Consider the following 24,388-nt stretch of genomic DNA (forward strand, 5'->3'; position numbering starts at 1 on the left):
CAGTTTGACAATTCCTAGAAAGATCAATTATGTATTGATATATGGCAGGAAACGTAAACCGACATCGGCTTGTTGACGCCTTTGAAGCAGATGTTGCTCCTCGAACAAATACTGAACAAAATAGCATATGACTCAGGAATCGTATCAACCAGCGCAAGTCGCTGCTCCGTCGGCGACGGGCAATGCCGGACCTCAGTTCGAGGCTAAGGTCGGCGCATTTTATGTTCTGCCTTTGCTGTCCGGCAGCGAGCCGCGCGGCCTGCCCGGCGCCACCGTCCGCAGTGTCGCTTTTCAGCAGCGGGTTGCCGAACATCCTCTGGATGATGTGGTCATCAAGGCAGTCAATCGTGATGGCTCACCGGCAACGCTCGAGATTCAGGTCAAACGCACCCTCACCTTCACCGCCTCGGATAAGGAATTTCGCGAGGTTGTCGGACAAATCTGGGAAGCGGCGCAGAAGCCCGACTTTGAGACGAGCCGCTATGAACTTGCGGTAGCGATCGCGCGAACGACCACGCGTATCGAGCAGGCATACCAGGAAGTCCTGCACTGGGCGCGTCAACTCCCCGATGGCGCGACCTTTGCGGCGCGCATTGGCCGCCTCACATTCGCATCGGACGGGATGCGCAGCTTCATCGAAGTCTTCCGCACCAATCTCGCATTGGCCGGAGCGCCTACGGATGACCAGACGGTTTGGCGGCTACTTCGCCGATTTCAGATTCTGGTCTTTGATTTCGAGTCAGTGGCCTCCGACTATGACCATCGAGCCCGCGAACATTTGCGCTGGATCCTTCCTCTCGATCAGGCTGACCGTGCCAATGAACTCTGGTCTATTATCATCGATCAAGTCGGAGCAGCCGCGCGCGCGGCTGGCGCAATGGATCGGGCCACGGTCGTTACGGCGCTCCAGCAGCAGCACGGAGTTCACTTCACGGCGCATGGCTATGTGCGGCCGGTCTATGAGCGCCTTGCGGAAGCTACCGAGCAGGCGCTTGATGAAATAGATGAAACCGTTGGTGGTGCTCGTCTTGCACGCAATGGGTTGATCGACGAAGCGTATAATCTCCTTCAGCAGCATCCGGTGATGCTGATCGAGGGCCGACCAGGCGTCGGCAAATCCGGCGTCATGAAACACCTCGCAGTTCGTCTGCAAGCAGAGAGCTGTGTCCTGGTTCTGCGCCACGGCAGAATTATTGCTGGCGGCTGGTCCGTGATGGCCCATACAATCGGCTGGGCCGGTTCGCAGGCGGAGCTATTTAATGAGCTTGGAGCTGGCGGCGGCGCGATGTTGTTTGTCGACAATATCGATCAGATCGACAACCAAGGTGAATGGGCGACGGTGACCGATCTGCTGTCGCAAGCAATCCGCAGCCAGGGATGGCGTGTGGTCGCAACCTGTGGGGTCGAAAGCGACGACTGGAAAACGAAGCTTCCCGCCCGTATGAGAGCTGCTGGTATAAGCTGCTTGGCAGTTGGGAACCTGTCGGATGAGGAAAAGGCCGAGCTATCTTCGCAAAATCAGGCACTGGCTCTGATTTTAGCTGACGGTCATCCAGCTAAAGGAGTTGCCGAAAACCTCTTCTACCTGTCGCGCATGGTTGAGCTCGGCGTCGGCGAAGTCGCTGGCATGGCGACCGAACTTGATCTCGCATGTTTGTGGTGGCGATACGGTGCTGGCCGCTCCGAGGATGATCGAAGATTTGCACGCTTGAAGGCGCTCCGCACGCTCGGCGCACAGGTGATCTCGAACCCATCACAGGCGGCTTTCAATGTCGACAGTCTCGATTCTGCGACCGCGGCTGAATTACTGCGCCTCGAAAGCCTGCGTGAGGAAATCAAGGGTGCAAGCGTAACGTTCCGCCACGATGTTCTTCGTGACTGGACGATTGGATTTCAGCTGCACGAAGACGCGAGCCTCCTGGCAACGCAATCAATGGAAAGGCCATTGCCAGTTGTCTTGGCTCGGGGCCTGGAGATAGCAGCACGGTTGGCGCTGGCGGATGATCCGACCGGTCAGCGTTGGCTGGCACTTCTTGCTATTACAGAGCGCGAAGGCAGTCACGGAAGCTGGAAGCGACCGGTCTTGCTTGCACTTCCGCGCTCGGAAGATGCTCTGACACATTATGTCGCGCTGGCGCCGGTCCTTTTGGATGCGGGCGGGCGACGTCTGCGCGAAATCATCCGGCTCATGATCGCGGTTGAGTCCGAACCTCTTGCTGCTCTGATCACACGCCTCAGGCCCGACATTTCCATTCCAGCCGGTGCGGGCGATCTTATCGCGCCGAAAGGGCCCAGTTGGATTCCACTCGTGGTCTGGCTGACGACCTCGGCCAAGTCTATGCCGACCGAACTCATTCCGGACGCCGTCAAGGTGTTTCAGGCCTGGTTGATGACGACGCAGGGCCACGGTTATCCAATCAACGCTCAGATTGTCCAAATCCTCTTTGATTGGCTCGCGCTAATCGAATCCCACCTGACGCAGCGCATCTATAGGGACATCAGCGAGCTTCCGCCAAGCCTCAATATTGATCATCTGGACGATGTGCGTAACGAAATCCGCATGATCGTGTTCACTTACGCGAACCTCAATCGGGCGGCTGCGGAACGTTACCTCTCCCACCTCAATTCAGAAACGATCCGCTATCACGATCAGCAAGCTCTTTTGAAATCGCCCGGCACACTGCCCGAGGCTGCGCCAGGGCCATACGCAGATTTTGTGCTGGCGGCGCTGATTGAGAAAGATGATCCGGACAGTTACCATTCGCGACGCAGTGAATACGGCCCGTTCGAAATCCATGAGCACGTTTTTCTGGATATCCCGCCGGATGGTGGTCCTTTTCTGACCGTCCTGAACAGCTCTCGCGATGACGGATTGCGGCTCATTCGAGGCCTAGTCGAGCACGCGACGAATTGGCGCCGCGAGCAATACCAGAAAAAGCGAATACCGTTTCCGCAGATCAAGATTTCATTTTCTGACAATCAGAGAACCTTCGAGGGCGATCTCACGATCTATCTCTGGGCGCGTGCCGCGGGCCCCTCCCTCATCACAGCCACGGCATTGAGAGCGCTTGAGGCCTGGGGCCATATCCAGATCGAAACGGGACGTTCGTTCGATGATGTTCTGCAGGACATTCTTGGTCCCGATGGCTCGAGCGTCGCGTTTCTCTCCGTCGCAATAGACCTTAGCCTGTCGCATTGGTCGGTTGCCGCGGAAGCAGCTTGGCCCTTGGCGGCCAATCCTCGGTTGCTACAATTTGATGAGGACCGATTCAGGCACGACATTACTGCTGCCAGTCGTCCTTCAGGGGTGTTAAGGCAGCGGAATACAGCCGCCATTCGCGTGGACCTGGATGTGCAGCCGTCTCGACGCTCGCGCTTATTCGACCAGATCGGGCGCTATGTTTTTGGCGAAGACACCGCGATACTCACACAGCTTCGGAGCGCGCTCGAACTGGCCCGTGATGAACTCGGCACCGAAGAGAAGGCTGGTCAAGATCAAGCTGGTGAGTTGCGCGCAACGGTTGTCCGCGCCCTTCGGATGACGGATGCGGCGAATTGGGAGGCGGTGACGCGCACCTTGCAGGACGGCACGCAGGTCGATGCCTATCAATTCAAGGAGGCTCCTGAAGAACAGCAAGAGCGCGAAGACCAGGCGCGCGCAAGCGCTGGCCTTCAACGCATGAATATACGGCTTCGAATCCAGGCCGCTCTCCTTGAGCCCAGCCAATCAACTCCGGAACTGCTGCAGGAAGCGCTCGATTGGGCAAAGGACCAGCCCACGGAAGTTCTATCGACGTCAGACGACGAGGACGATAACTATGACGCCGAATGGGACCGGCGGGCCGTGGTGATGGCTGCGGCACTCGCCGCGCGTGATTATGAAGCCGCGGATCGTGCCGATGTGATGAGTTGGGCCGTGCCCGTCTTGCTGGCTGCATCAACACAACGAGACAGGGAATATCTTGGTAATCAAATTGAATACAATGCGACGGCGATCGCAACGCTTGGAATCGTGTCCGTCTTCCTGAGAGGCGCAGACAACATTAATCGGAGCCATATCCTGTGCGCCGCGGGACAAGACCATCCCGCCGTGCAGGAAGCACTCGGCCAAAACCTGCAGCGTCTCGGTCAGATCGACGATCGGCTTCCGCGATCAATCGCGCGTATTGTCATGATCCGTGCTGTCCACACGCGCCGGGCCTTGAGTGTCAAGCAACAAAAGGTGAATGACCAGCGTGATCGTCAGATGATCGATGCCGCTATCGACGCCGAACTGCGTTGGCTCGACGGAGAAGATGGAGAGCCAGCATGGCCCACGTTAGCGCCTTGGCGAACAAGACCACGCCGCGAAATTCGTCTCGGAGACAATGGACATATCGAAGACGATGATCCGGAAGATCAGCCGCCGAGCCATATTGTCGACGAGAGAGCGATAGGTGCACTTGTTCACCACCTCATCGGCTTCACGATCGGCGACCCGCCGGTCTGGGTAAAGAATTTGGCCGTTCACCTCATGGCGTGGACGGACGAGGCAAATGGACCGCACGATAAAGACCTGCGCGAGCGCGACCATCGGCCGGACACCTGGAATATCAATTTCTTCGATTTTCTTGGCATTTTGAGCGTTGCCCTGCCGCATTCGGAGGTGGTCAGCCTGTTTTTGAATTCCATCGTGAAATTCAATGACGAGGCGTTCCATGATGTGATGGCATCGTTCCTTCGCGGCTATGATGGGGCAACGGTGGCAACTGACACTAAAAATCCCGAGAATCCAGCTGACGTTCGCGGATTGCTGGCAGATCGCATTAAGCGCGCCTGGAACTATCGGCGCCTGGGGCGAGAGAAAGGATTTACCAGCGAAACGCATGCGGGTGATGCCCTGAACGCGATGTTCTATCAGCCGTCGCGCTGGGCCAACACGGGACGTCCAACGATTCCAGTCAATTGGCCCGGTTTGTCGGCAACCATCGCAACATTAACGGACCTTGTGGTAGGGGCTCCGACGTCTGGTTACCTCGCCAGCCTCTTCCTGAATCTGGCTGAATCTTCGTACAATAAAGTTCTTATCCCATTCGTGATCCAGGCTATGGAGGCCTGGTGCTCGGCCTACGGCGTCGACCGAAATTTCTGGGCAGAGAAGAATATTGGCAGCCGCGTCTGCACCTGGTTCGATTCAGCTTTAGCGAAAGATGCCACGGTACATGACGCTCTGACTGAGCGGGCTGACCAACTTTTCAAATGCCTCGATATTCTTGTTCAATCGGGCGTTGCTCAAGCACGCATTCTCGAGGAGAAGATCGCCAACGCTGGCGACACTCGTAAGGCCAGTTAGGCGACCTTCTCGGATCGGTTCAATAGGGCTTCGATCTTTTTGATGTTTAGTTAGGCGCGCATTTGTTTATCTCCATGCGCGGAGCGAGGCGATCGCTTGATTTGCCTTTGTCAATAGTGCGCGCAACGGAGGACATTCGGGATAGTATTGCGCGAGCGTCGCCACTACCTCGGCAAGACTGGCGATGTGCCGCTCGCGGCCCGCAGGAGGCACCGCGAGCGGATCATCCTTCGGCAATCCTTGATAGTAGAGATTGAAAAAGACCTCGTCCGACAGCTCGTCGCGCTTGTACTCGCACTGAACCCAGTTATCGAGTTCGCAGCGAATGGCGTCGACCCGCCGGTAGACGCCTGCGCGCTGACGAGTATCGACCAATACCGATTTCAAAAGGCGTCCAACAGCCTTGTGCCCCTCGACCGGCATTTGGGCCTTAGGTCGGCGGCTCGGGCCGGATGGGAACAAGGCATATTCAACCGAGTTGTTGGTCCCGCGAGGTCGCTCTGACTTCGGCATAGCTGCCTTTGCCTTGGTCTCAGCCAAGCGGCCCGGACTGACGAATTCCGGCAGGAAGGGCCTGGACTCGCCACTCCAATCCGCAACCACAATGGGAGCCGGGGCCGCGGCGAGCTTCAAGATGATCGGGTCCAGCGAATAACCCTTCGAGGTGTCGGCCGCGAGAAAAAGCCATGATCCACCGTCTGGGTTATACATGCCTTTCCAGGGTGCCGCGGCCACCGTCCAGCCATGCTGCGTTGCCCATTTTAGCTGCTCTGCCGTCACATCACCCTGGCTATAGGGCTCATTCGCCCGAATATAGATCTTCGTGGCGGGATCAAACCATGCGCTATCGTGGTCGGATCCTGGCATTCGGTTCTGGAAATCCCCTCGCGGCAAAGAACGCTTGGCCTTTGACGGCTTCAGATTCGTCGCATCAATGAACTGGAGGGTACGCGCTGCGGCACATGCTGCCTCCTGCGCCGCCAGCTTGGACGAAGCGGTGTAGGTGTCCGCGATATGGTCAGGACCCTCGCGCCGCATCGCGATCAGTCCGCGCGCTATCTTGTACTGCGCTGGGCTCACCAGCGCATCCAGCGGCTTGCTAACCATCATTTTGAGGATTTCGCGCCCAGTTGCTTTGGTCGCGCGGTCACGCCATGGCACCGAGATATAGATTTCACATGCCGCTTGTCGTGGCTTCGCATTAGTACCCAGGCTGCGACGCGCGTGCGTGAAGTTTTCGCAGCCAGCCGCCTTGGATGCCATATCCAGTGCGACGCTATGCTTCAGGCCATTTGCCTTCTTGAGACGGTTGGCGAGTTGCTTAATCCCCTCGATCGAGGAAGGACGAATGTGATCGTGCGACATGTCCAGTCTCCTGGCCCTTAGCGAAGCGTCGCCCGTCAACCACCTCTCGGACCCGACTGACATGCGGGAACGATGCATCAAAGCAGTGCCTCAACGGCTTCGCTACGACGGGCGGCAGGCTCCTGCCGGGAGCCAATCCGTACCATACCAGAAGTTGAGTATTTTGAAAGGGCCGGTCGGCTACACACGGCGCAAATGGCATCGGATGCTGTCGGGGGGACGACCGATCGCCGAGCAAGTGGATAGTTGCGCAAATCTCGGGCAGCGAGACAATTCGCCGCCTCATCAACAGCGAGTGCGAGGGGCACATGCGCGAAAGCTTCTTCCATGCTGCGTCTATGCTGCGTGGAGCTAGCAGCAAGAATTGGAAGCGATTGAAAAATCACGAGAATTTTTTGGAATGATGACCGTGCGGAAATTCGCGGAGGATCTCGTAAGAAACCCAATGAAATCGGGCTCTTTGTACTATTTGGGAACGAAAAAGGTGCCAAAATCAGTGACTTCGAGTGGAATCAAAATCCGCTTGTCTTCAGATTTAGGCGAACTCGCTCACGCTTCCGCGCCGAATTTCCTCAAAAATTTCGCGGGCCTCAGGGGGCGGGGCGACGCAAAAAGTTCGATACGTATCCAGGAAGGCCCACCAATTTCGTTAATAATAATATGTGAGGACACTTTTTACGACGGCCGAATTTCCGCTCGTTTTTTTTGCCGATTTTTGAGCTCGAGAAAACCGAGGGTGGTGCCTTCAGGAAATCTGCCTCATGAAACCTGCTGGTCGACGTGGCACCACAGCCGGCGATCCGGACCAGGCGACGGCTCGCTCGGAGGGTAGAGGTTACTCCCAAATTGGGAGCGTGCAGCAAACGCTCCTCCGTCCAGGACTTACGCCACCCGATTTAGTTGTTCCACCAGCTGCCCGGCTTCTCCTCCGCATGGGCGAGCCAGGTCTCCGGCACATCGCTTCTCCTGTTCTCAGATGCAGGATTGATCGCGCCGCCAATATGTCCGCTCGCGCCGAGAACGAAATGAACGACTCCACGGAATAGCCAGTAATCTGGTAAGCAGAGCGTTCCAACACCCCTCTACTTGAGGGCTTTCCCACAGACGATACAATGGCCATAGACGAGTGTAAAAGCATGCCGCTGCTGCTCCCTGCACCAGCCTTATGGCGACAAGCAATATCAATGAGTGAAATTGTCGATTGCCAAATTCAATCCATCGAGATTGAAGGAGAATGTAACGAACTCCGCACCGACCACGCATTTCTGCGGCCCGACTGTAGGCACTATGCACCCGTCGTCAGTACACAAGCGGCCTGTTGCCCCGAATACGATATCCAATTAACACCATAGTTGGTCTCACGGATGAATTCGTCGAAAGCTAGTCTTTCATGCTTCTCGAACCCTACGTAGTTGAAGTATTCGTCAAACACGATAACGCATCCTGGACGAATCTGAGACTTGAGCCCCGTAAAGATACTTTTTGTGCTTGAATATATGTCGCAATCGACGTGGATGAACGCAACGGGCAGCTTGCGCTGAGCAAACAACGGAATCGTCTCATCAAACAGACCAACAATAAGCTCTACGTTCTCCGGAACGTCAGGCGCCTTGCCTCCACGATCGAAGTCCACTGGAAGATATCCATTCCAGCGCTCCGGCAGGCCATTAAAGCTATCGAAGCCATAAAACTTCCGCTCCGGAAATCGCTCGGCCATGGTGCTGATGGTGTAACCGGTATAGACACCGAACTCGAGAGCAACACCCGCATCCGCTTTTGACAAGGCATCAAACCTGAACTCATCATGATCGGCAAAAAAGACAGCATCAGGCATTTCTGTACGGATTATCTCAATCGCTCGTTCTTGTGCAATCACAGACAAAGTACGAAACAAGCTATGATTTGTTCTGGGTAGCCCGTACATTTCCGCAGCGGTTACAAGTTTGCGCAGGTGTTCATTTGCAATGTCCTGCTTGCTCAGCATTGTCGACAAAGCTTTGGCTACCTCGCTGGAAGATTTCGCTAACCGATCAATTGCTGCCAATAGGCGATTATCAACCGTTTCTTTCATCGCGTCATTCCCTTTGACTACACAAATTCAATTGCTCTCGCCGAGCCCGACGAATTTATCTCAACGATCCTCTGAAAAAAGCGGTTGTTTCGAAGAAGAATTTCATGAGACAGGTAAGAGCGACTCGATTTCGGACCATAAGAACAACTGATTTGCTGCTGCTGCGACTACCAAATTCAGCAAAGTCCAAGGTTGACGCGGCAAAGATCCCGACGCTGGAGCAATTCGAAGAATGGGCGCCGAATTTCGCATGGCCGGCAGGCCGCTGGCGCCGGTATCAGGCGGGGGTGAGCCAACTCTTCTGCTCGTGCTGCTGCTGGGTCACGACCGACACTCGACGATGCCGATGATCGGTATGTCGATGATCATTACCAACATGAGGTGATGCCGTCGAACAGCATGCTCATAGTGCAGATGATCAGTTGATCATCGGGTATCTGGCACTTTGGCCTCGGCCCGATTGGCGTTCAATTCAGTCAGGTCTCAGCCGCACTACGTCGCGATCCGGCTGGTAGGCCGATCCGAGAGAATCCTGTCGTCGAACGACGATCGAAAGCCTCGTTTTCGATCACCAGAAGCGCGATATCTGCTTCACCGTACCATTTTGCGCTTCGGTCACTGGTAACTAACGCTCGCGGTCTGACAACGGGACACGCCGACGTACTTCTGAGAGTTAGATTTCTACTCAACAGACTTGTAATCCTCGTTCGCTTGAATTCGAGATTGCGCCTGACGGGCCCGTTCGTCGATCGCGCGTCTGGCCGCGGGACGCGCGTCCAATTCTGCGGCAGCGACGCTGTTGGCGAACGCCAAGCCGTTTCTCCGTATCAGGAAGCCTCGCTTTTTGAGGAAGCGGCCCTCGTAGTCCGCCCTGAGCCTGCAAACCTGCCGGATGTCGCCGACGATGCGGAAGGCCAAACCGCAAGGAATCTGCGGCGATCATTTCCTCCAGCTCAACTAGACCAAAACGAAATGCAACCCGGTATCATAGATGGCGGTCGACCAGTTCCGATAGATCCTAAGAACCTTCCGGTTGAACATCGCGCACAGTCTTGATGCTTCTCGACCACCCTCGGATCCCACTCTTCAGCCCCGCGGAGGCATCACCTGCCTCACCAACGTCATAAGCCCTCCATCCATAGTTCTCACATCGGCGCCGTATCCATGCCGCTGGTGACTCGTTCTGCCCTCCAGAAGCTTAAGCTGGAACGCCGCCTGCGATCCTGATGGAATGCTCGTTCGTGTCTTCCTCAACGAATCCTTGGGAAATCGCCAGAGCCGAGGTCTCGAAGGCAACGGATTCTTTCCCATTAAATGAACCGGCCCCGCCCTTTACCGGAACGTTTCAAATTATAGCGATCGTTCGCGGCACTCGTTCACCGCCGCCGGCCAATCCTCGAAGCACACGCGGGAGCTTCTCCCGCGCACGAAGAAACTTTGCCGCAGGCGACGTGCCTGGCCGGCGCAAAAATGGATGTGCGACGTGTCCTCGGCCCCCTCAAGCATCTGCAGGCGAAAACTGCCTTATCGGGACTGCCACGTAATCGTCTCAGGACCGGAAGATCCGGCGGGCCCGGGTACCCTCACCTGTATCGACGTCGAGACCGGCACGTTCGTCGGTAACGCTCGGATCGCCGATCGGTACTGTCGTCCGATCGGGGACGAGGAAGTCACGCGGATGGTCGGGGGAGCGTACCGATTGGCCTCGATCGCGGTGGATTTGGAGACGGATCTCCTGTCTCGCCGCAGCAGGCGCATTTCGGATATCCTGCGGACCCGCCGACGTCTCTGGCGTCGCCGCTGCCACGCCAGACTGCACGCTCTCGGCTGATTTTTCGCGCCGCCCGCGTCTTGCAGGGCCGAACCCTTAAAGTCTTGAGCACGAATGTAGCGCGATCACGGCCACTTCGGACCGGCCGGGAAATCATCCGGATCAGGCTCGTCGGCATCGACCTCATCTTCCTGACGGCCGGTCAGCCGAGCGCAGGTATCGTCGAGGAGCCGCTGGCCGACCTGCTGCCAGATCGACTCGGGACCGTACAGTCGTAGCGCTAGCGCCGGCGTCCGCCGGTCCTTTGTTCGAATCCTGGATGTCCCGATGGCGCCATTACATATCTGCCCCTCTCCTCGTCCTCTCTCGGGAGGCCCTCATTAGCGAGTTCGGGAAGGCAGGCGATGATGAATATCCTTATCAACCTCAATATCGAAGCAAATGGCGGATCCAATTATCGCCAACAGGATCGCTCTTGATCTCGGACGCGCCCTACCTGCCATTCGACAGATAAGGCTCCGTTCAAGGCGCCCTGAGAAGACCGCGAGAGTCTTGCTGTGGACATGGACGCCACTGGTCTGATCGAGACCGTTGACCTCCCGACAGCACACGTCCCGGTCGCTCTAGCATCCCCACCGGCAATGGAGAGCTATTCCACGAGAGGGACATCTCATGTGCGCCAAGGTTGGGGATGTCCCCCTATTCGACTTACTCTCCCCCCTCGTAGAAGAGCTCCAGCGGCAGACCGACCATTGCCTTTCCGATCCAGTCGCGCGCGATGACATTGGAGGGCCCCATCGCGATCGCTGCACGGGCGTCGCGATAGGCGCGCTCGATCGGACCGCGATGATAACCGTAGCCGCCCGTCACCGTCAGCGCGGTCGCGGCGACCTTGTTGGCGACCTCGGCGGCGTGCACCTTGAACTCGGTCAGCGGAATCAGGATCTCGCTTTGCGGCTTGCCGGCACGCCAGAGCGCGTCGAGCTTGCCCGCGAGCTCGTTGCGCCACGGTCGCAGCGTCTCGACCAGCACCTTGGCGGCACCGAGTTCCTGGCGGATCGCCTGATAATCCGACAGGCTCTTGTTCCTGTCCTTGTGCACGAAGCTCGTGGTGTGGGCGATCGCCGCGTTCAACGCGCCGCGCGCCACGCCTTCCCAAACCGCGCCGAGCCCGATCAGATAGACCGGCGAGACGCCGTCATAGATGATCTCCTTGCCCTGCCCTTCGGCGCCGAGCCGGTCGCGTTGCGGCACATGCACATTGCTGTAGCGGATCGCCCCGGAATGGTTGGCCCGCACGCCGAGCGCATCCCAGGGCCGGGACTCGATGCCCTCGGCCTTGCCGTCGACGATGAAGAAGATGATGTCGGCCTGATCCTTGGCATCAGGCGTGCGCGTCTGCACCACGTAATAATCGGCCTGGCCCGAACTCGTCGTGAACGACTTCTCGGCGTTGACGCGATAGTCGTCGCCGTCGCGCGAGGCTTCGGACAGATTGTACCACCAGTGCCCGCCGGTGGCGCGTTCGCTGGTCGAATAGGTGCCGAGCAGGCCGCCATTATTCGCCTTCAGCCAGCGCTCCTTCTGATCGGTGTTGCCGAACAGATTGATGGTCTGAGCCGCGCCGACATGCATGACGTAGATGAGCCCGGTGGAGGCATCGGCCTGCCCGATCCGGTAGGCGGCTTCCGCGAAGTCCAGATGGCCGAGGCCGAGCCCGCCGAACTGCGGCTCGTTCAGCACGCCGGTCCAGCCGGCCTCCGCCAGCGCGCGAAGGTTCTCGCGCGGAAAGCGGCTCTCGCGGTCGTTGCGGTCGGCATGCACCTTCACCGTCGCGTCGATGGCGGCATCGAGCCTGGCATAAACGTCGTCGTCGATCCTGCGTGCTAGATTGTCGTTGGCCATGGTCAGTCTCTCCGGGTTGCAATCATGCGACAGCCTCGCGCGGCTGCCTTGGGCGCGGGTCGGCCTGCGACGATCCGCCGAGATAGTGGGTCTTGATGTCGGCGCGCTGGCGCAGTTCGGCCGCGCGGCCGGCCAGCACGCTGCGCCCGTTCTCGAGCACAACCGCATGGTCGGCAAAGCGCAGCGCCACGGTCGAGTTCTGTTCGGCGACCAGGATCGACAGCCCCTGCTCGCTGTTGAGCTGCTTGAGCGCCCGAAAGATGGCCTCGACGACCAGCGGCGCGAGGCCCATCGACGGTTCGTCGAGCACCAGCAGCCGCGGACGCGACATCAGCGCCCGGCCGATTGCCGTCATCTGCTGCTCGCCGCCGGAGGTCAGTCCGGCGAGCGTGCGGCGATGCTGCTTCAGCCGCGGAAACAGCTGATAGATGCGGTCGAGGTCCGCGGCGATCTCCGCCCGGCGCGCATCGCGCCCCATCGCGCCGGTGACGAGGTTCTCCTCCACCGTCAGCGAGGCAAAGCAATGCCGCCCTTCGAGCACCGGAACGAGCCCGGCGCGCACCAGCGTCGCTGCGGACGTACCCGCGACATCGCGGCCATCGAAAACAATCCGGCCCGCGGTGATCTGGCCGCGACGCGCCGAGAGCAGCGCCGAGATGGCCTGCAGCGTGGTCGACTTGCCGGCGCCGTTGGCGCCGAGCACGGCGACGATCTCGCCGCGCCGCACGGCAAGCGAGACGTCGCTGACGGCCGCGATCGCGTAGTTGTAAGTCGCGGCCAGACCTTCGACCGAGAGCAGGGTTTCGCTCATCTGTTGATCCATCGTCTTGAGGGACGCGGGAGCTGAACAGCTCCCGCGTCCCTGCGGCGTCAGTTGCTGACGGGATCGTCGCCGGAGCTCCGCACCTTGATGCCGTGCTCCTTGGCATAGGCGGCGGCCGACTTCTCGATGATCGGGCGCAGGAAGGCCCAGTCCGGCGCGATCCAGCCGGAGACGACCTTCCACTTGCCGCCGTCCCACTGCTGGAAGGTGACGCGGCCGTCGCCTTCGTGATTGTCCCAGGTGACGTTGATCGAGTGGAACAAATCCTTGGCGCCGAGCGCTTCGACCCGCGCCGGATCGAGCTGGAGATGCTCGAAGCCCCAGCGCACTTCATCGCCGGTCAAGGTGCGCTTGCCGAACTTCGCCTGCGCGATCCGGATCGCCTCGACATTGAGGATGCCGTTCACGATGCCGAGATTGTGGTAGACGCTGCCGATCCGCTTCTTGTCGTCGAGATTGCCCTTGCCGGCGCCATAGACCGTCTTGATCACCTCCTGCAGCACCGGATATTGCTCGCCGGAGGCTTGCGTGGTGATCGCGATATAGCCCTTGGCGGCGTCACCGGCCGGGATCACGTCTTCCTCGGAATTGGACCAGACGTTGCCGATGATGTGGTCGGCCGGAAAGCCGACCTTCTGCGCGGTCTTCAGCGCCACCGGATTCATCACACCCCAGCCGCGCAGCACCACGTAATCGGGCTTCGCGCGCCGGATCGACAGCCATTGCGACTGCTGCTCGTTGCCGGGATGCGGCACCTCGATCTGCTCCAGGCTGAACTGGTACTTGTCGGCCAAGAGCTTGTAGATCGGGATGGTCTCCTTGCCATAGGGCGAGCCGTGATAGAGCACGACGATCTTCTTGTCCTTCAGCCTGTCGACCCCGCCCTCGCGGCTCGCGATGTAGTTCACGATTCCGGAGGTCTCGCTGTAGGGATTGAGCAGCAGTGGAAACACGTAGGGGAACACGCGGCCGTCGGTCGAATCGGTGCGGCCGTGATTGATGGTGATGAGCGGCACCTTGTCCTTGGTAATGCGGTCGATCATGGCATAGGCGATGCCGACCGACAGCGGATTCCAGGCGGCAACGCCGGGGCGCCCCTTCAGCCGTTCATAGACCTCGACGCCGCGCTCGACCTCGTACTGGGTCTCGCCCTCGTCCCAGGTCAGCTTGACGCCGTTGACGCCGCCGTCGCGGATGTTGATCAAATTGAGATAGTCGATGAAGCCGCCGAAGAAGCCGGTGCCGCCGGCCGCATAGGGACCGACCCGGTAGCTCTGCAGCGGGAAGAACTGCTCGTCGGCCCGCGCCGCCGATGCTGTGGCCAGCACGGAGGCCACCGCGGCGGCGAAGGCAAATCTCAGATATCTCGATTTAATCATCTTGGGTCTCTCCAGTGGTGCGAAATGTCAGGTGTTGCGGATGGCGGCCGGCCGCGCGACCGCGCGCCAAAGCCGGTCCCACAGCGCGATCAGGCCGCGCGGTTCGGCGATCAGGAACGCGATGATGAGCACGCCGACGACGATACGCTGGCTCATCTCCAGCACGCCGGAATCGAACACGCCGCCGAGCAGGGCCGCGCCGGCGCGTGACAGGAGCAGCGGAAACACCACGATGAAGGCGGCGCCGAGAAACGCGCCGCGCAGCGAGGCCAGTCCGCCGATGATGATGATGAACAGGATCTGGAACGAGCGATCGAGGTTGAAGCCGGCCGGCTCGACCGTGCGCAGATAGGCGAAGGCCCACAGCGCGCCGGCAATGCCGATCAGGAACGAGGAGGCGCCAAAAGCGAGCAGCTTGGTGCGTAGCAGCGGCACGCCGATCACCTTGGCGGCGAGTTCGTGGTCGCGCACCGCGATGAAATTGCGGCCGCTCTGCGCGCGCAGGAGCCGCTGCGTCAGGACCGTCGCGACCACCACGACGCTCAGCGAGAAAACGTAACGCTCCGCCGGGCTGGTGAAGGTGAAGCCGGCCACGCTGAGCACCGGGGCATCGATCACGCCGGACGGATTGTCGTTGGAGAACCAGCCGAACTTGGTGAGCGCCCATTGCACGAAGAACTGCGCGGCGAGCGTCGAGACCGCGAGGTAGAAGCCGCGCAGCCGCAGGCTCGGCAATCCGAACACGATGCCGATCGCAGCCGCGATGAGGCCGGCGAGCACCAGATCGACCAACAGCGGCAGCTGCGGCAGCCGGAGGTGAAGGTTGTAGGTGGCATAGGCACCGACCGCGAGGAACGCGGCGGAGCCCAGCGACACCTGCCCGGCGTAGCCGGTGAGCAGGTTGAGCCCGACCGCGGCCAGCGCGAGCGCGAGGAACGGCGTCAGCACCGCGTCCATGAGATAGTCGGAACCGAGCAGCGGAACCGCGCCGAAGGCGACCGCGGCCCCGACAGTGATCGCAAAGGCTCCGGCGCCGGGCAAGAGCTGTGCCGTCGATGGTGCTGCGCTCATGGCCTAGACCCTTTCGACCAGCTTCTGCCCGAACAGCCCCGACGGCCGCACCAGCAGCAGCACCAGCGCCACGACATAGGCCGCCCAGGCCTCGATGCCGCCGCCGAACAGCCGCCCGACATAGACTTCGGAGAGCTTCTCGATGGCGCCGATCAGAAGTCCGCCGATGATCGCACCGGCGATCGAATCGAAGCCGCCGAGCACCAGCACCGGCAGCGCCTTCAACACCACCAGCGACAGCGAGAACTGCACACCGAGCCGCGCGCCCCACAGCAGGCCCGCCACCAGCGCGACGATACCGGAGGCTGTCCATACACTGGCCCAGACCCGCGGCAGCCGCAGGCCGACGGCCAGCGCCGCGAACGGATCATCGGCGACCGCGCGGAACGACAGCCCGGTGCGGGTGTAGCGGAAGAACAGCGCGAACAGCGCCACCAGGCTGCCCGCGACCGCCGCGGCGAACAGGTCGAACCGGCTGATGAAGACCCCGGCGATGTCGAGCGGCACGTCGCTGATCCCGATGTCGAGGCCGTGGACCTGGGTGCCCCACAGCAGCTGCGCCGCGCCCTCGATCACATAGGACAGCCCGAGCGTCGCCACGAACAGCGTGGTCGGCGGCTGGTTGACCAGCGGCCGCAGCACCGCGCGCTCAACGCTGACGCCGAGCACGACCATGATCGCGAGCGTGATGACGAACGCGACCGGAAACGAGCTGCCGCGCTCGACCAGGCTGACGAAGGTCAGCGCCGCAAACAGCAGCATCGCGCCCTGCGCGAAATTCAGCACGCCCGAGGTCTTGTAGATCAGCACGAAGCCGATCGCGACCAGCGAGTACATCACCCCCGACAGCAGGCCGCCGACCAACACCTCGATCAGGAACTGATAATCGAACATCAGACCGCAAGCTCCGTGATGTCCTGATGCGCAACGCCGAGATAGGCGTCGATCACGGCCTGGTCGGCTCTCACCTCGTCGGGCGTGCCGTCGGCGATCTTGCTACCGTTGTCGAGCACCGCGATGCGATCGGACAATCCCATCACGACGCCGATATCGTGCTCGATCAGCACGATGGTGGCGCCATAGCTGTCGCGCGCATTGCGCACGTGCTCGGACAGCTCGAGCTTCTCGCTCAGTGTGACGCCGGCGAACGGCTCGTCCAGCAGCAGCAACGTCGGTCGCGCCACCAGCGCCCGCGCCAGCTCGACCCGCTTCTGCAAGCCATAGGGCAAGGTTCCGGCGGCGCGCTCACGGACCTCGCCAAGATGCAGGAAGCCGATGACGTCCTCGGCGGCGGCCCGATTCTCCGCATCGATCCGCCGCGCCAGCGGCGAGCCGATGATCTGGCGCAAGAAGCCTGAGCGGACGCGATGCGCGAGCCCCATCAGGACGTTGTCGAACACCGACAGCCCCTTGAAGATCGCGAGATTCTGGAACGTGCGCGCCACGCCGTGCGCCGCCAATCGCGCCGTCGGCACCTGGGCGAAGGCGCGCTCGCCGAGCCAGACCTCGCCGCGGTCGGGCCGGTAGAGCCCGCTGATGACGTTGAGCAGCGAGCTTTTGCCGGCGCCGTTGGGCCCGATGACGGCACGGATCTCGCCGGGCGCCACCGCAAGATCGACGTCACGCAGTGCGGCGACGCCGCCGAATGTCAGCGCGATCTGGCTGAGGGCCAGCACCGGCTGCGCCGCGCGATCCGCGGCCTGTGCCGGCCGCCGCTCCGGAACATCGGCTGTCGCCGTTGCACGCGTCTTGCCTTGCGCCGGAGCCGCCTCCAGCGCAAGGACCTCAGCGTTCGTCACCATCACCGTCACGTCGAAAGGCTCCCCATCACTCGGCAGCCTCGGCATGCGCGCCGGTCTTTGCCTCCAGCGCACGGACCAGCGGAATGACGCGGCCGCCGAAATACTCGACCTCCTCCTGGAAGTGCAGGAAGCCGAGCAGCACGAGATCGACCCCGACCTCCTTCAGCGCGACGATGCGCTCGGCGATCTGTTCCGGCGTGCCGATCAGATTGGTCTTGAAGCCGTCATTGTACTGGACGAGATCCTCGAAACTGGATTGCGCCCAATTGCCCTGGCCTTCCGGCGAGGCCTTGCCGGCGTTCTTCACCTCGTGCCCGAACGCGTTGACCGCCTCCGGATCGGCCTTGACGATGATCTCGTCAAGCACGGCGCGCGCCTCGGCTTCGGTGTCGCGCGCGATCGCAAAGGCGTTGACACCGATCTTGACCGAATGATTGTTGGCGCGCGCCTTCGCCCTGATGTCGTCGATCTGCTTCTTGATCTCCGCGACCGAATTGCCGTTGGTGAAGTACCAGTCCGACACCCGCGCGGCCATGTCGCGCGCGGCACGCGAGCTGCCGCCCTGGAAGATCTCGGGCAATGGATGCGCCGGCTTCGGCTTCAGCGTGTAGTCGGAGAAGCGGTAGAAATCGCCGCGGAAGGTGAAATTGTCCTGGGTCCAGATTCCGCGCAGCGCGCGGATGAACTCTTCGGAGCGGCGATAGCGCTCGTCGTGATCGAGCCAGGGCTCGCCGATCGCGGTGAACTCGCCGCGAAACCAGCCGCTGACGATGTTGACGGCGACGCGGCCTTCGGTGAGCTGGCTGATGGTGGCGATCTGCTTGGCCGCGACCGCCGGATTCCACGGTCCGGGCAGCAGCGCTGCGATCACCTTCAGCTTCGTGGTCGCGGCGAGCAAAGCATGGCTGAAGGCGACCGGCTCATGCTGGAACTCGGCGCCATAACCGGCGGTGAAGCGGATCTGGCTCAGCGCATAATCGAAGCCAGCCTGCTCCGCGATCTGCGCCAGGCGGCGGTTATAGTCGATGTCCCATCCGGTTCGCTGTTCGATCTTGCTGATTACAAGGCCACCGGAAACATTTGGAACCCAGTAAGCGAATTTGACCTGATCATGGCTGTTAGTCATTGGAATTGCCTCAAACGTTGGACGTGACGGGGTGAGGAAGGCAGCACGAAGCGTTCGCGCGGGCGCCCATCCAGTGGGTTACAGCGCGGCTCATGCGAGCTGCCGGCAGATTTGAACTAGGGGAAGGGTGGCCGATCAGTATCCGTGATACGCGCCGGCACACGTTCGCTGCGTCAACAACACACCGTTCGACACGATGTCAGCGGCGCGGCGCGACTTCGAGATCGGTCAAACGGGCCATTGCAAGTCATCCGCATTCCCCTCGCAGGCAGCATCGGCGAACGATCAATAGTCTCAGAGAAAGCAGAGACGAGCGAGTCCAAGGCAATCTCTTTTTCAGCCAGTCCGGGAAAGCGGTATTCTTTTGTTGATGCAAAATGCATCGTTTGATGCTGAGCGGTCGATTTTCTTCGGATTGAACGTGCCGCTAAGCACCGAGCGACGCTTATAACGCGCTGGTATTGCGTCTAGCCCGAGCCTTGCTGCTCCATTCGGTAAGGCGAGCATGCATGCGCGAAGAGAGGCGGAGCTGACTATCGGACCAATGTGGGTTTTGGCGCCTCCAGGAGGTGTCGGCACATTCTTCCAGCGATTGGTAATTGCCCGATGAAGCCAAAAGCATTTCTCTGTCGAAGCCAATATCAATTACCGCATGATAGGCCGGAGTGGCCGTCCGGTTAGAGATGCGAGCAATAATCGGGATAGCTTTTTTTGTTTTTGGGTTTCTGCGTGGCAACCGAAGCCACGGTATCAAAAGCGATATGGCAATATGTGTTTTTGTACCTTAAGCTGGATCTGCAATGCTCAGGAGGTTGCCAGCATGGATGGTGCAGACTCGATGTCTGATTTGGTCGATTTCGCGTTCGAGATCGCTGGAAGCGCAGGTTCTCACGCCACCGAATGGTTTCGACGGCCGATAGACATCAACACGAAGGATGACGAGAGCCCCGTTACGGAGGCAGATCGGCGTGTCGAGGAAGCCATCAGAAAGGCGATTTCCGCTAGATTTCCAGAGCATGCGATTTTCGGTGAAGAATACGGGATCCAGGGTGATCTCGATTTGCCTACGTGGGTGGTCGATCCCATAGATGGCACGCGCAGCTTCATTTCCGGGTCTCCGCTTTGGGGAACGCTGGTCGCGCTCGCTATCCAAGGGCGTTCACAGATTGGCGTCGTCGAGATGCCCGCATTGCGGGAACGCTGGACGGGCGCAACCGGCCTGGGTAGCTGGTTTGTCAACTCGAGCGGCCTTCGCACAAAATGCCAAGTTCGCGACTGCCGGCGCCTCGCCGACGCGAACTTCTACACCACGTCGCCCCTCTATTTTGCAGAATCAGAACGCGATCAAATCCTGGGCATCAGCCAAACTGCCCGGATGTGTCGCTTCGGCGGCGATTGCTATAATTATGGATTGCTTGCATCGGGACACATCGACCTCGTGATCGAGACGCGGATGGAGCCTTACGATTTCATGGCGCTGGTGCCGGTGATCGAAGAAGCCGGCGGCATTGTCACCGACTGGGAGGGCAAGCCGCTCACGATCACCTCCGGCAAGCGGGTCATCGCTGCAAGCACGGCAGAACTTCACGCCGAAGTTCTGCCCTTGCTCTAGAAACGATAGAAGCGCGGCTGAGTCGGTCAGTTACGTGGAAGGATGGGCGCCAGCATCATGTCGGTTGGACGCATCGAGCCTATTGTCGTGTCGCGCTATGGCCCGAAGCCGACGATAGAAACTGCTAAGATACTGGGGAGCATCTATGTGACCAGAGGAACGACGGCGTCACATTCGATCGATGTTGGCAACGTTCGGCACGCTAAGCGTTGATCGGCTGACGGAAGATTTTGGAGTGTCGCTCGAAACGATACGCCGCGATCTCATGGAAACGAAAGAAAGCGGAGAACTCCGCCGGGTCCGCGGCGGAGTCGTTCCGGTTGCCAAGGACAAGGAGGCTCCCTGCCAATTGCGCACTGCCGTACGTAGTCGCGAGAAAAGAGCGATTGCCAGGGCAGCGGCAGCAATGGTCGAGGCCGGTCAGACGATCCTTTCGACGGGGAAGCACGACAACTACCCTGGCCCAACGCTCAGCTCAGATGGAAGGGCTTATTGTCGTCACCAACTCTCTCAATGCCGCCAAGTGCTTGACTTCCGCGGGTGATTGCACGCAGCGCGGAAACAGGGGTTGATCCTGGGTGGGACAGACGATCCGCCCGCAACGCTCGGGGCGAATACCGTCAATGAGATAGCTCGCTACCGAGCGGATTTCGCGATGGTCCCTCCGTTCGGTTTTCGATGCGACCGCTGGTGCGATGAGCTTCATCCCGACGAAATAGAGACAGCGTGAGCGACGTTTGATCATGCGCGCAAGCGCATTATTCTCGCCGACTATTCCAAAGTGGGTGTCGTTAGCCGGGTTCATATTGCGCGCTTGGTAGACGCAGACTGCGTGATCGTCGACGTCAGGGCCCGTCAGAACGCCATGTTTCCGCAACTGTGCTCAGTCAATTCGAACGTAGTTGTCGCTTGGGGACTGCGGCGCATCGAGAGGCACGTGCGGCATTTTCTCCATCCCCCACATAACTAGATTCCAAATTTGTAAAAACTAAGCGACCGCTTGCGGCTCGCGCCATCGTGCCGCCATCGAATTGCTCAGAAGTGAGCGGAGCGCGTGTCCGATGCTGCCTTTGCGATACAGCCGCGCATCCGGATCGCTCGTGGACACGTGCGCGCGGTTGCTGCGCGATTGTCCGCGGAAGTCGCTGCCGCCCTCGTCATCGCCGTCCTTCTTGAAACTCTTGCCCGGCCCAAGCCTAGATCAACGTGCGATCCACACTGAAATGTTCGCCGACAACCAGCCCCGGTCAGTGGCGATCTCCACCACTTTGTTGAACAGCGCGATCACCGCATCGTGTTCGATCAGTCGCTCGCAGTTCTTGCAACCGTGGCCGGCGCCGTTTGCTGACCCAGCACGAGGTCCAGATGGCCGTCCTTACGCCGGCTCAGGGCGCCGTGTCGCTCATGTTCGCTCCGTCGGTCGCATCGGGCGACGGCGTTGCGCCGGATCGGACCGACGGCAGTGCGTGCACGCCATCGCCTCCCGCGCGTTCAAGCCGGCGCACGCTAGCCTCCTCCCGCGGCGCGCTGCGGTAGCGGCTGGTCGAGGTCTGGTAGTACTGGGCGTGGATGGCCGCCATGGCCTCGATCAACGCTCCCCACGGCGCGGGAAAGCGTTCTTCCGCCATCAGCCGATACAACATGCGCGTATGGCCGGCCAGCTCGTCGTTAAGGAACTCCACGGCAGGCATAGCCGGATAGCGCTGCAGCAGCAGGATCGCCGCGTTGCCGGCCTCGCCGGCCAACCTGTCCTTGTTCCGTCCATGCAGATCATTCTGCAGGCGCCCTATCGCGGAGATGAGCCGCAGGACCTGGCGAAACGCCGGACGCGCGCGCAAGGTCGCCATGTCCAGCCCCCACAGCAACGACAGGCAACAGAACACGTTCGTGTAGGCGATCGAATCGATGCCGTTGTGCAGGTACTCGGCATAGGACCAGCGTTCCGCGTCTGCCGTCCGCGCCTGTCCGGCGCGCAGCGCCGCGCAGTAGCGCCGGGTATCGTCGAGAAGCTGAGCATAGTCGCGACGATCGTAGGCAAGCGCAGCCAGCGAAGCGCGCAGCACAGCGCAGCCCTCGAATCCGGGGAGCGCGCACGGCTCGCCCTGTCCCAGCGCCTGCTCCACCGCGGCGAGTTGGTCCGGCGCGATCAGGCCAAGGTCGTTGCAATCGTCGAGCCAAAACAGCAGCGCCAATTCGCGATAGAACGCCACGATCAGCGTTTCGTCCTGCAGATCGCGGCCGGTTCGGGCGCTGATTTCGCGCAGGCTCGGGTGGATGCGCTGCAGGATGTACTGGCCGCCTCTGACCGCTTCCATGGCATGGTCGTCGGCGAACCCGGTCAGGGAACGCCCCCACTCCAGCACCTGTTGCAGCGCGCGTTCGAGCTGGATCATGGCGCCGCTCCTGCTCCCTCGGCCAGGACCCGCCGCTCCCAACGAAGCGCCAGCCACAACCCGGCGAGTTCGGCTACGCGCACGACCCGGGTGGGGCAATACAGTTCCTTGCCGATCCACAGCGGCGTTTGCGGCAATGCATGCGCCGCATGGCGGGCGAGCATCCAGTCCAGCGCACGTGCGACTGCCTGCGCGATGCGCCAGCGCCCTGTCGGCTCTTCGCTCCCGTCCATCACGCGCAACGCGAACAGCGCATAGGCGGTTTCCTCGAATGTGGACGCACGACCGGCGCCCCAGCCGCCGTCCTCACGCTGCGCCTGTAGCAGCGCCGCAAGCGTGCGCTCGTCGCGCCACTGCGGCTTGCCTTGCGCTAGCGCAGCGAGCGCATGCGCAGTGGGATACAGCCACGAAACGTGCCATTTTTCGTTGTCCCATAGACCTTGCAGGTTGCGATTGGCCTCGACGTAGGCGCTGGCGCCGGCGGCGGGCTTTCCCAGCAGCCGCAAGGCATGCAGGGCATGGATGTTGGTCGACACCGAGGCATTGCGCTCGCCGGGGAAGGTGGCGAACAGCTCGCCGATTTCGAAATGCCGCAACGCATCGACCGCCGGGTCACGGCCAGCAAGGCGCAGGACGCACAACGCAACCGCGGTGTCGTCCGCATCCGCCGCGAAGTGCAGGGCCGGGCCCAGACCGCGCCCGCTCAGACGCGCGTCAAGCTGCGCGACGATCACGCGCACAGCCTCGGCGAGCGCGGGATGCGCGAACAGCCCGGCCAGATGCAGGGTGTACAGCGACCAGCATGGCTCGAACACATTGATCGGCCAGACGTTGGGAACGACCCCTTCGATGCCGCTGCGCGTCGCCCGCGATGCCGTCTGCAAATACGCGTCGGCGCGCCCGATCTGCGGCGTGCTCCTCTGTGTCACGGCGTGGGCGCGCCACGCAGCGGTGGCCGCCGGACTGATGCCGATGCTGCCGTCCTCATCCGGGAATGCGGTGGTCGGCGACGTCCCCCAGGCTTCCCAGGAGTGCAGCAACGGATGGCCGCTCGGCAACGTCGTCACCGCCGCGAGCCTGACCAGGCGCGCTTGCCGCAACGGCAACAGCGCCCGGTGGCGCGGAAACGCCGTGCCGCCCAGCAAGGATACGGCCTCGCCGCAACACTGCGGCAGGATCAGCTCCGCGGCGATCGGCGCGTCTTCCGGGACCGCATGCGCGTAAGGATCGGGCTGGCGCTGGAGGAACCGGGTTGCAGCCTGGACTGCGTCGGTAGCGCCGGGAAGAGGATAGGCCCGCTGCAATGCCAGCAATGCCGCCCACGTAGGCGCATGGCGGAACAACGGGAAGTCCACGCTTCCCCATCCGCCATCGGCCTGTTGCTGCGCCATGAGCCACGCGTATGCATCCTGCCGACCGGTGACGTTGCCATGGAACCGCAGAGCTCGCGCCGTGTCGTAGACGGACGGACCGACGCTGCCGCCATCGCTCATCTCGCTCAGCAGGCGACGCAATTCGGAGAGGATCTGTTCGGAGAGCGCGTTCACGCGGATGCTCCTTCTGCAGACGGATGGGCAGACGTCGATCATGTCGCCGCAAGCTGTCGTATGGGCAGTGCCGGACGACCGCCCTGCTCCGGCGCGCCGACCGCCCCGATGCTGGCGCGGGCCCGCCGCATAGGCTTGCGCACAGCGCGCAGCGGCAACCTCTGCGATCGGCGCCGGGCACTTCGCACATT

Annotated in this window: 16 protein-coding genes and 2 pseudogenes; 4 read left to right on the forward strand and 14 right to left on the reverse strand. The window is 60.9% G+C overall.

The genetic code is table 11. The features are described from left to right. Positions 1-127: 127 nt before the first annotated feature. A complete protein-coding gene (locus AKN83_RS26265; protein ID WP_050402914.1) occupies positions 128-5,332 on the forward strand; it encodes a hypothetical protein in 5,205 nt (1,734 codons plus the stop codon). Positions 5,333-5,398: 66 nt separating this feature from the next. On the opposite strand, the gene AKN83_RS26270 is transcribed toward AKN83_RS26265, so the two are convergent. After that, on the reverse strand, positions 5,399-6,697 hold the full coding sequence (locus AKN83_RS26270; RefSeq protein ID WP_244486029.1) for a DUF5623 domain-containing protein: 1,299 nt from the start codon (positions 6,695-6,697) through the stop codon (positions 5,399-5,401). 1,285 nt (positions 6,698-7,982) lie between these two features. Beyond that, positions 7,983-8,768 (reverse strand): class I SAM-dependent methyltransferase, encoded by a 786-nt coding sequence (locus AKN83_RS26275; protein WP_083992241.1) that lies wholly within the window; start codon positions 8,766-8,768, stop codon positions 7,983-7,985. Between the two features lie 232 nt (positions 8,769-9,000). Here AKN83_RS26275 and AKN83_RS39910 point away from each other — a divergent pair, with 232 nt between their 5' ends. After that, positions 9,001-9,153: a hypothetical protein gene (locus tag AKN83_RS39910; protein WP_157113573.1), complete on the forward strand. Its 153-nt coding sequence runs from the start codon at positions 9,001-9,003 to the stop codon at positions 9,151-9,153. A gap of 296 nt (positions 9,154-9,449) precedes the next feature. Here AKN83_RS39910 and AKN83_RS26280 read toward each other — a convergent pair whose 3' ends face one another. The 8 genes from AKN83_RS26280 to sfnG all read right to left on the reverse strand — a co-directional run bounded on the left by AKN83_RS26280 (position 9,450) and on the right by sfnG (position 18,645). Further along, positions 9,450-9,686, reverse strand: a complete 237-nt coding sequence (locus tag AKN83_RS26280; protein WP_050402912.1) for a hypothetical protein — start codon at positions 9,684-9,686, stop codon at positions 9,450-9,452. Between the two features lie 1,561 nt (positions 9,687-11,247). Continuing rightward, the gene (locus AKN83_RS26290) at positions 11,248-12,444 is read right to left on the reverse strand and encodes an acyl-CoA dehydrogenase family protein (RefSeq protein WP_050402911.1); all 1,197 of its coding nucleotides are present in this window, start codon (positions 12,442-12,444) and stop codon (positions 11,248-11,250) included. A gap of 22 nt (positions 12,445-12,466) precedes the next feature. Next, positions 12,467-13,255, reverse strand: a complete 789-nt coding sequence (locus tag AKN83_RS26295) for an ABC transporter ATP-binding protein (protein ID WP_050402910.1) — start codon at positions 13,253-13,255, stop codon at positions 12,467-12,469. A gap of 59 nt (positions 13,256-13,314) precedes the next feature. Beyond that, positions 13,315-14,646 (reverse strand): ABC transporter substrate-binding protein, encoded by a 1,332-nt coding sequence (locus AKN83_RS26300; RefSeq protein ID WP_050402909.1) that lies wholly within the window; start codon positions 14,644-14,646, stop codon positions 13,315-13,317. 27 nt (positions 14,647-14,673) lie between these two features. Further along, entirely contained in the window at positions 14,674-15,717 is a 1,044-nt protein-coding gene (locus tag AKN83_RS26305) for a branched-chain amino acid ABC transporter permease (protein ID WP_050402908.1), read from the reverse strand. A 3-nt stretch (positions 15,718-15,720) separates the two neighbouring features. After that, positions 15,721-16,611 (reverse strand): branched-chain amino acid ABC transporter permease, encoded by an 891-nt coding sequence (locus AKN83_RS26310; protein WP_050402907.1) that lies wholly within the window; start codon positions 16,609-16,611, stop codon positions 15,721-15,723. After that, positions 16,611-17,519, reverse strand: a complete 909-nt coding sequence (locus tag AKN83_RS26315) for an ABC transporter ATP-binding protein (RefSeq protein WP_094193836.1) — start codon at positions 17,517-17,519, stop codon at positions 16,611-16,613. The genes AKN83_RS26310 and AKN83_RS26315 overlap by 1 nt, the downstream gene beginning before the upstream one ends. Before the next feature lie 25 nt (positions 17,520-17,544). Further along, positions 17,545-18,645: a dimethylsulfone monooxygenase SfnG gene (sfnG, locus tag AKN83_RS26320; protein ID WP_050402905.1), complete on the reverse strand. Its 1,101-nt coding sequence runs from the start codon at positions 18,643-18,645 to the stop codon at positions 17,545-17,547. 820 nt (positions 18,646-19,465) lie between these two features. Between sfnG and hisN the strand changes: the two genes are divergently transcribed. Together hisN and AKN83_RS42085 are read left to right on the forward strand one after the other, a co-directional pair. Continuing rightward, positions 19,466-20,257, forward strand: a complete 792-nt coding sequence (gene hisN, locus AKN83_RS26325) for a histidinol-phosphatase (protein WP_050402904.1) — start codon at positions 19,466-19,468, stop codon at positions 20,255-20,257. Positions 20,258-20,429: 172 nt separating this feature from the next. After that, positions 20,430-20,801, forward strand: a complete 372-nt coding sequence (locus AKN83_RS42085; protein ID WP_430641580.1) for a DeoR family transcriptional regulator — start codon at positions 20,430-20,432, stop codon at positions 20,799-20,801. Here the strand turns inward: AKN83_RS42085 and AKN83_RS40675 are convergent. The 4 genes and pseudogenes from AKN83_RS40675 to AKN83_RS26335 form a co-directional block, all read right to left on the reverse strand. Further along, complete coding sequence (locus AKN83_RS40675; protein ID WP_172803611.1) at positions 20,733-21,062, reverse strand: hypothetical protein; 330 nt, start codon at positions 21,060-21,062, stop codon at positions 20,733-20,735. The two genes, AKN83_RS42085 and AKN83_RS40675, sit on opposite strands and share 69 nt — an antisense overlap. Before the next feature lie 240 nt (positions 21,063-21,302). Beyond that, positions 21,303-21,578: pseudogene (locus AKN83_RS38620) on the reverse strand (IS5/IS1182 family transposase); the annotation flags it as partial. A gap of 205 nt (positions 21,579-21,783) precedes the next feature. Further along, positions 21,784-22,650, reverse strand: a pseudogene (locus AKN83_RS26330) (terpene synthase family protein); the annotation flags it as partial. After that, on the reverse strand, positions 22,647-24,197 hold the full coding sequence (locus tag AKN83_RS26335; protein ID WP_050402903.1) for a hypothetical protein: 1,551 nt from the start codon (positions 24,195-24,197) through the stop codon (positions 22,647-22,649). The pseudogene AKN83_RS26330 and the gene AKN83_RS26335, both read right to left, overlap by 4 nt. Positions 24,198-24,388: the final 191 nt, after the last annotated feature.

Source organism: Bradyrhizobium embrapense, assembly GCF_001189235.2.
GTDB lineage: Bacteria > Pseudomonadota > Alphaproteobacteria > Rhizobiales > Xanthobacteraceae > Bradyrhizobium > Bradyrhizobium embrapense.

Excerpts from the sequence above, each read along its gene's own strand:
- AKN83_RS26265 (WP_050402914.1), top strand. The coding sequence starts at position 128 with ATGACTCAGGAATCGTATCAACCAGCGCAAGTCGCTGCTCCGTCGGCG.
- AKN83_RS26270 (WP_244486029.1), bottom strand. The coding sequence starts at position 6,697 with ATGTCGCACGATCACATTCGTCCTTCCTCGATCGAGGGGATTAAGCAA.
- AKN83_RS26275 (WP_083992241.1), bottom strand. The coding sequence starts at position 8,768 with ATGAAAGAAACGGTTGATAATCGCCTATTGGCAGCAATTGATCGGTTA.
- AKN83_RS39910 (WP_157113573.1), top strand. The coding sequence starts at position 9,001 with ATGGGCGCCGAATTTCGCATGGCCGGCAGGCCGCTGGCGCCGGTATCA.
- AKN83_RS26290 (WP_050402911.1), bottom strand. The coding sequence starts at position 12,444 with ATGGCCAACGACAATCTAGCACGCAGGATCGACGACGACGTTTATGCC.
- AKN83_RS26295 (WP_050402910.1), bottom strand. The coding sequence starts at position 13,255 with ATGAGCGAAACCCTGCTCTCGGTCGAAGGTCTGGCCGCGACTTACAAC.
- AKN83_RS26300 (WP_050402909.1), bottom strand. The coding sequence starts at position 14,646 with ATGATTAAATCGAGATATCTGAGATTTGCCTTCGCCGCCGCGGTGGCC.
- AKN83_RS26305 (WP_050402908.1), bottom strand. The coding sequence starts at position 15,717 with ATGAGCGCAGCACCATCGACGGCACAGCTCTTGCCCGGCGCCGGAGCC.
- AKN83_RS26310 (WP_050402907.1), bottom strand. The coding sequence starts at position 16,611 with ATGTTCGATTATCAGTTCCTGATCGAGGTGTTGGTCGGCGGCCTGCTG.
- AKN83_RS26315 (WP_094193836.1), bottom strand. The coding sequence starts at position 17,519 with ATGGTGACGAACGCTGAGGTCCTTGCGCTGGAGGCGGCTCCGGCGCAA.
- sfnG (WP_050402905.1), bottom strand. The coding sequence starts at position 18,645 with ATGACTAACAGCCATGATCAGGTCAAATTCGCTTACTGGGTTCCAAAT.
- hisN (WP_050402904.1), top strand. The coding sequence starts at position 19,466 with ATGGATGGTGCAGACTCGATGTCTGATTTGGTCGATTTCGCGTTCGAG.
- AKN83_RS40675 (WP_172803611.1), bottom strand. The coding sequence starts at position 21,062 with ATGAACCCGGCTAACGACACCCACTTTGGAATAGTCGGCGAGAATAAT.